Below are 7,059 nucleotides of genomic sequence, written 5' to 3'. Positions count from 1 at the left end.
TCCAGGGCCACGCCTACGATCCCCATGATCATGACGAGATGTTGGTCGGCGTGACACATCAGGGCGTGCAGCGCTTCAGCTGCAATCGCTCAACGCATACCAGCACTCCTGGCAGGTCGATACTGATTGAGCCGGGGGCTTTGCATGATGGCTTCGCACCTGAGCCGGAGGGTTTCACCTACGGCATGCTCTACCTTCCCCAGCGGTGGGTGTCTGGCATGACGGATCGTCTCGGGGTGGGAGATGCATCCTCTCTCGGCGCGGCCTTTCGCGACACCCTGACCGACGATGTTCACCTCAGGGATGCAATCCAGCGGGCCTTCCTGGCCATTCATCACAACGAAGGCCGCCTGGCTAGGGACGAAAGTCTGGACACCCTGATGGCAGTCCTTTCCAGGCACCTGCGGCCAGCGCAGCAGTCCGACAAGGCCGAGTCGGTGCCGATGATGGACAGAGCCAAGGATTTCCTGCATGTCCTGATGGCGACCGACGTCAGCCTGGATGAGCTTGCCGCCTACACGGGCATGGACCGTTTCAGGCTGACCCGGCAGTTCAAGCGGACTTACGGCCAGACGCCCCACGCGTATCTGATCCGACTGAGACTACGCGCGGCTCGAGCATTGCTGGCTGCTGGAAAGCCCGCGGCGGAAGTGGCGGCGGAGGTAGGCTTTTCTGATCAAAGCCACATGGGCGTGTGGTTCCGACGCGCTTACCGCCTGACTCCAGCGGCCTATCAGCGACTCTGCACAAATCTAACAGACTGAAGCCTGCCCTCGACTCCATCATCACTGTTCAGTTTTGAAGGAGTACGCGATGTTTGATATCAAAGTAGCGATTGTGGTGCGCAATGACCTTGCCTGGGACAGCACAAGTGGATCGGTGTCTGTCCAACGGTCAAGCATGCACATTTCACAGCTTTCATTCAGCTATCCGGAGCCAGCATGAGCCAATCAACGCTGGTGGCTTTCTGGGCCTTTTCATTGCTTTTCGTTTTCACGCCCGGTGCCGACTGGGCCTATGCAATTTCCGCAGGGATCCGCAATCGGGGGGTGGGTGCTTCCGTGCTGGGGTTGCTGGCCGGGTATGTGTTACTGACGATCCTGATTGCAGCAGGCGTGGGCATGCTGATTGCTGGCAACCCGGTTCTGATGGCCGTTCTCACCGTCATGGGCGCTCTGTACCTGGCGTGGCTGGGCTATGGGATGCTGCGTAATCCGCCTGTTCCGCATTCTGGTGGTGGCGCTGAACGTGCTGGCAGCTGGATCACGTGGTTCCGGGAGGGAGCGCTGGTTAGCGGGTTGAACCCCAAGGCGTTCATCTTCTTCCTGGCGTTTCTGCCACCGTGGACTTCGGAAACAGCCGCCTGGAGCATTCCGGCGCAGATCCTGGCCTTGGGGCTGGTGTACACGGCCAGTTGCTCAGTGGTCTACTCAATGGTGGGCTTCGGGGCGAACAAAGCGTTGAGAACGCGTCCAGGCGTTGCACGGCTCGTTGGACGAGTATCCGGTGTGATCATGATGGGGCTGGCCGTGATGCTTGTGGTTCGGGCTCTATTCTGAGATCGCGGAGCTGGGCAGTTCCCCATCCGGCCGACCAGGCAAGCTTAGGCTCGGATGCGAACGCTCAGCTACCCTCCCCCGCTCTAGCCTGCACCTCCTGACTTCCCGAGTTCAACAGCAGAGAACCATCGGGTTCCTGGCCCCAGTGAGTAACCGACTCCAATCCCCGATCAAATCGCCCCCGCCTTAATCCCCTTCGGCAAATGTCACGAAATGTGAAAAAAATGTCGAAATACCCTCCACATATGAGTTAGATTCTCATTCATATTTTGAGAACACATCCTGTTACCATTCTTATCCTCTAGGAATTCCTTTGAAACGTCACATCCCTGCCAGCCTCCTGCTGGTCGGCGCATGCAGCGCCATGCCCTTTGTTCAAGCAGCCGATGACCTCACGCTGCCCGCCACCCAGATCGAAAGCACCAGCGAACGTGGCGACGGCCTGAGTCAGGGATATGAAGGCAAGGCGTCGTCCACCACCACCAAACTGGGGCTGACCGACAAGCAGACGCCGCAGGCGGTGACCACCATCACCCGGCAGGCGCTGGACGATTTCAAGATCACCGGCATCAAGGACGCGTTGCGCGCGGCGCCGTCGGTGACCGTTGAGCAAACCGAGTCCGACCGCACCGAATTCACCTCGCGCGGCTTCGACATCAACACGTTCGAATACGACGGCATGGGCATGCCCTTCGTGGGCACCGTGCTGGTGGGCGACCAGGACCTGGCCGAGTACGAGCAGATCGACGTGCTGCACGGCGCCAATGGCTTGATGAGTGGCGCCGGCAACCCGTCCGCTACGGTCAACTTCGTACGCAAGCGCCCGACTGATACCTTCCAGGCACAGGTCGAAACCAGTGTCGGCTCCTGGGACAGCCGTCGCGTGGACGTCGACGTCGCCGGCCCGCTGACCGACACCGGCAATGTGCGTGGCCGCTTCATCTACTCCCACGACAAGGGCAACTCGTGGATGGACCGCTACAGCCAGGAGCGCAACGTTGCCGCCGGCCTGCTGGCGTTCGATGTGTCCGATGCCGACACCGTGACCGTGGGCTTCTCCCAGCACAACAGCGACTCCAACGGCAGCACCTGGGGCAACCTGCCGCTGGAGGACAGCGCCGGCAATGCCATCCACTACAGCGGCCGCAGCACCAGCATCGGCCAGCCGTGGACCTACTGGAACCTGCACACCCAGCGCGCCTTCATCGAACTCAAGCACGACTTCGGCAACGACTGGAACGCCACGCTGACCGCCACTGGCGTCCAGGAAAAGCAGGACACCAACATGCTCTATGTCGGCTCCGTCACCGGTGACGTCGCCGGGGCGTATGCCAACCACACCAGCAGCGAGGCTCACCAGCTGCTGGGCGAGGCCAAGGTGCAAGGCCCGTTCAGCCTGTTCGGCCGCGAGCATCAACTGACGCTCGGCGCCGCTTATGGGCGCACGCACCAGAAAGGCCACGAGTATGACGAAGACATGGAGAACTTCAGCGCCTTCGATACCTCGTTCTCGGGCATTCTGGCGGGCAACACGCCCAAGCCATCGTTCGGCTACACCAGCGAAGATCTGTCGCAGAATTTCCAGGACACCCAGAAGAGCGTATTCGCCGGAGCACGCTTCAGCCTGGCTGACGACCTGCACTGGATCGCCGGCGCTCGCATGCTCAGCGCCGACGGCAAGGGCACCAGCTATGCCACCGAGCACTACACCCGCGAGCACGGCAAGGTCACGCCTTACACCGGTCTGGTCTACGACCTGAACGATCAGTGGAGTGTCTACGGCAGCTGGACCAAGATCTACAACCCGCAATACAACATGGTCGGCACCGATGGCAGACTGCTGGACCCGCTGGAAGGCAAAAGCATGGAGGTCGGGGTCAAAGGCAGCGTGATAGACGAGCGCCTGCATGTGACCGCTGCGGTATTCAAGACCGAGCAGCGCAACGTGGGCGTGGATGCAGGCATGGTGAACGGTCGCCAAGCCTACACCGCGGGCGATTTCAAGAGCCGCGGCATCGAGTTGCAAGCCTCCGGCGAAGTTATGCCTGGCCTGGACCTGCTCGCCGGCTACACCTATGTGCACATTGAAGATGACGAGGGCGAGAAAGCGCGCAAATACGTGCCGGCCCACAGCTTGCGCGGCATGGCCACCTACCGCCTGCCGAGCCTGCCTCAGATGAAGGTCGGCGCCCGTGTGAGCTGGCAGACCGCGGTGGAACACGACACCAAAAAGGCCATCCACCAGAACGCCTACGGCCTGGTTGACCTGATGACCAGCTACGACATCGACGAGAACTGGAGCACGTCGCTGAACCTCAACAACGTGACCGACCGCAAATACCTGCTTTCGCTGTACAACAATGCCACGACTGCCAGCTACGGCGCGCCGCGCAACCTGACGGCGTCGGTGACCTGGAAGTATTGATCCCCTCTGTGGTTTTCGCGGTGGGCCACCTGGTTCACCGCGAGAACACCTGTTTCGATAGGCGCTGCAAGAGCCTCTGGCTGGATTCGATGTCCCCTGCCACCACCGCACAACACGGCAGTCATGCGCCCCGGCGAGGGCTCCGCCCTCGTTTCGCGGCACGAGGCACGCTCCCACAGGGCCTGGCGATGCCGGGCCGGATATATACGGCACCTTGGAGAACGTCATCCGAGTGCCAACACGCTAAAACCGCCCTGCCCTCACCCTCACAACCCCCTCAAAGCCGCCGTTAATGGCAGAATCTCTCAACTTGTTTGTTTTGGAGACCTCCATGCTGCGTGTATTTGAACGACGGCTCGACCCTTTCCCGCCCGACGAGGCACCGCCGCCGCCCGAGGGCCTGGCGCGGTTTCTGTGGGCCTGCACGCGGGGCGCCCGTGGGTATGTCCTGGCGTTCGCGCTGCTTAGCGCGGGTGTGTCGATCTACGAGGCCTGGCTGTTTTCCTTCCTCGGGCAGGTCGTCGACCTGCTCTCGGCCTGGAAGGCAGGCGGCGCCACGGATGGCCAGGAAGCCCGCGTGCTGTGGGGCATCGGCATCGTACTGCTGACCAGTATCGGCCTGGTGGCGTTGCGCACCATGGTGCAGCACCAGATATTGGCGATCAACCTGCCGCTGCGGCTGCGCTGGGACTTCCACCGGCTGATGCTGCGGCAAAGCCTGTCGTTCTTTTCCGACGAGTTCTCCGGCCGGGTCACCACCAAGGTGATGCAGACGGCGCTGGCCGTGCGCGAGGTGCTGTTCACCCTCATCGAGATCGCACCGGGGATCGGGGTGTACTTCATCGCGATCATCGCCCTGGCCGGCGGCTTCGCCTGGAAGCTGATGCTGCCGTTCATTGCCTGGGTCGCATTGTTCGGGCTGGCCATGCTGTACTTCGTGCCCCGCCTGGGCAAGGTCGGACAGGAACAGGCTCATGCGCGGTCGTCGATGACAGGCCGTATCTCGGACGCCTACACCAATATCACCACGGTGAAGCTGTTCTCGCACTCCAAGCGTGAAGCGCACTTCGCGCGCGCGGCCATGGAGGATTTCAAGCAGACCGGCTTTCGCCAGATGCGCCTGGTCAGCCAGTTCGAAATCGTCAACCAGGCGCTGGTGGTCGCGCTGATCATGGGCGCGGGCGGCTACGCGCTGTGGCTGTGGCACCAGGGCGAGGTGGGCACGGGCGCCGTGGCGGCGATCACGGCCATGGCGCTACGGATCAACGGCATGTCGCACTGGATCATGTGGCAGATGACCTCGCTGTTCGAGAGCATCGGCACGGTGCAGGATGGCATGAGCACCCTGACCCGCGGCCCGAAGGTGCAGGATGCGCCAGACGCGGGCGTGCTGGCGACCTCTGGCGGCGCGGTGAGCTTCGACAATGTGAGCTTCAACTACAACGGTGAGCGCCAGGTGCTCGATGGCCTGAGCCTGAACATCCGCCCGGGCGAAAAAATCGGCCTGGTGGGCCGTTCCGGTGCGGGGAAGTCGACGCTGATCAACCTGCTGCTGCGCTTCTACGACGTGGACAGCGGCGAAATTCGCATCGACGGGCAAAACATCGCGCACGTCACGCAAGACAGCCTGCGCAGCGCGATCGGCATGGTCACCCAGGACACCTCCCTGCTCCACCGTTCGATCCGCGACAACATCGCGTATGGACGCCCCGACGCTACCGACGCGCAGATCCGCACCGCGGCGGCCAATGCCCAGGCAGATGGTTTCATCAACCAGCTGAGTGACCGGCAAGGCCACAGCGGCTACGACACCCTGGTCGGTGAGCGCGGCATCAAGCTGTCGGGTGGGCAGCGCCAGCGCATCGCGATCGCCCGGGTGATGCTCAAGAACGCCCCGATCCTGCTGCTTGACGAGGCCACCAGCGCGCTGGACTCGGAAGTCGAAGTGGCGATCCAGGAAAGCCTGGACGATATGATGCAAGGCAAGACCGTGATCGCCATCGCCCACCGGCTGTCCACGATCGCGGCCATGGACCGGCTCATCGTGATGGATGACGGGCGCATCATCGAGCAAGGCACCCACACCGAACTGCTCGCGAAAAACGGGACCTACGCGCGGCTTTGGCATCACCAGAGCGGCGGCTTCCTGGGTGAGGACCAGGGGGTGGCCGAGGCGGTGGAGTAACGCTGCTCAACCCCTGACCGCCGCTTCGATCGCAGCGATGTCGATCTTGCGCATGCTCATCATCGCTTCGAACGCCCGCCCGGCCGCTGCCCGGTCGGGACTGGCGATCGCGGTGGTCAGGGCCCGTGGGGTGATCTGCCACGACAACCCCCACTTGTCCTTGCACCAGCCGCATGCGCTTTCCTGGCCACCGTTTTCCACTATCGCGTTCCACAACCGGTCAGTCTCGGCCTGGTCGTCGGTGGCCACTTGGAATGAAAACGCCTCGCTGTGCCTGAACGCCGCCCCGCCGTTCAGCCCCACGCATGGGATGCCCATCACCGTGAATTCGACGACCAGCACATCGTTGGCTTTTCCAGAGGGGAAATCCCCCGGGGCGCGATGCACAGCGCCCACGACGCTGTCGGGGAACGTCTGGGCATAGAACGTCGCAGCCTCCAGCGCGGTGCCGTCATACCAGAGGCAGATCGTGTTTTTGCGGGTCATGGGGGTTCTCCGGGGTTGGGAGTGACACATGGATTCTAGTAGCGCTTTCGCCCCGGTCCCTCTGCCCGCCCAACGCGCCCCCGCGCGGCAGCCCACCCGATGCTGCCCCACACCCCGAGCTAAACTGCAAAGTCCAAAGCACGCTGAACAGCATTGGAGGCCTTATGAAAACGTCCATTTCCCCTGGAATCGCCACCATCGCCACCCTGCTCTCGATGTTTTGCCTTTGCGCCACAGCCGAGACAATAACGCCGCTCAAAGGACAGTCGACCGAGCTCATCCAGCAGGACATCAGTGCCTGCCAGGCCCAGGCCGGCACCTCGAGCAGCGCCAGCGCGGACAGCTCGCAGTCTGGTGGACGCTTGCGGGGTGCCGCGACCGGCGCCGTCGCAGGCGCGGCGGTC

At 62.6% G+C, this 7,059-nt stretch carries 5 protein-coding genes and 1 pseudogene; 5 read left to right on the top strand and 1 reads right to left on the bottom strand.

The window, feature by feature from the left end; genetic code table 11:
• The 4 genes from VJS90_RS02465 to VJS90_RS02450 form a co-directional block, all read left to right on the top strand.
• Positions 1-764, top strand: a 764-nt coding sequence (locus VJS90_RS02465; RefSeq protein WP_324118754.1) for an AraC family transcriptional regulator, incomplete at its 5' end; no start/stop codon positions are given.
• Positions 765-941: 177 nt separating this feature from the next.
• Positions 942-1,559, top strand: coding sequence for a LysE family translocator (locus tag VJS90_RS02460; protein WP_324118753.1), 618 nt, complete (start codon positions 942-944; stop codon positions 1,557-1,559).
• A 364-nt stretch (positions 1,560-1,923) separates the two neighbouring features.
• Positions 1,924-3,984: a TonB-dependent siderophore receptor gene (locus tag VJS90_RS02455; protein WP_324118756.1), complete on the top strand. Its 2,061-nt coding sequence runs from the start codon at positions 1,924-1,926 to the stop codon at positions 3,982-3,984.
• 331 nt (positions 3,985-4,315) lie between these two features.
• The gene (locus VJS90_RS02450; RefSeq protein ID WP_324118752.1) at positions 4,316-6,169 is read left to right on the top strand and encodes an ABC transporter ATP-binding protein; all 1,854 of its coding nucleotides are present in this window, start codon (positions 4,316-4,318) and stop codon (positions 6,167-6,169) included.
• Between the two features lie 6 nt (positions 6,170-6,175).
• Here the strand turns inward: VJS90_RS02450 and VJS90_RS02445 are convergent, their stop codons facing one another.
• The gene (locus VJS90_RS02445) at positions 6,176-6,655 is read right to left on the bottom strand and encodes a VOC family protein (RefSeq protein ID WP_324118750.1); all 480 of its coding nucleotides are present in this window, start codon (positions 6,653-6,655) and stop codon (positions 6,176-6,178) included.
• A gap of 164 nt (positions 6,656-6,819) precedes the next feature.
• Here VJS90_RS02445 and VJS90_RS02440 point away from each other — a divergent pair.
• Positions 6,820-7,059: pseudogene (locus tag VJS90_RS02440) on the top strand (hypothetical protein); the annotation flags it as partial.

This window comes from Pseudomonas sp. (genome assembly GCF_035277045.1).
Classification (GTDB): domain Bacteria; phylum Pseudomonadota; class Gammaproteobacteria; order Pseudomonadales; family Pseudomonadaceae; genus Aquipseudomonas.
Note: the sequence above shows the minus strand (reverse complement) of the source record. Positions and strands in the feature narration are given on the sequence as shown.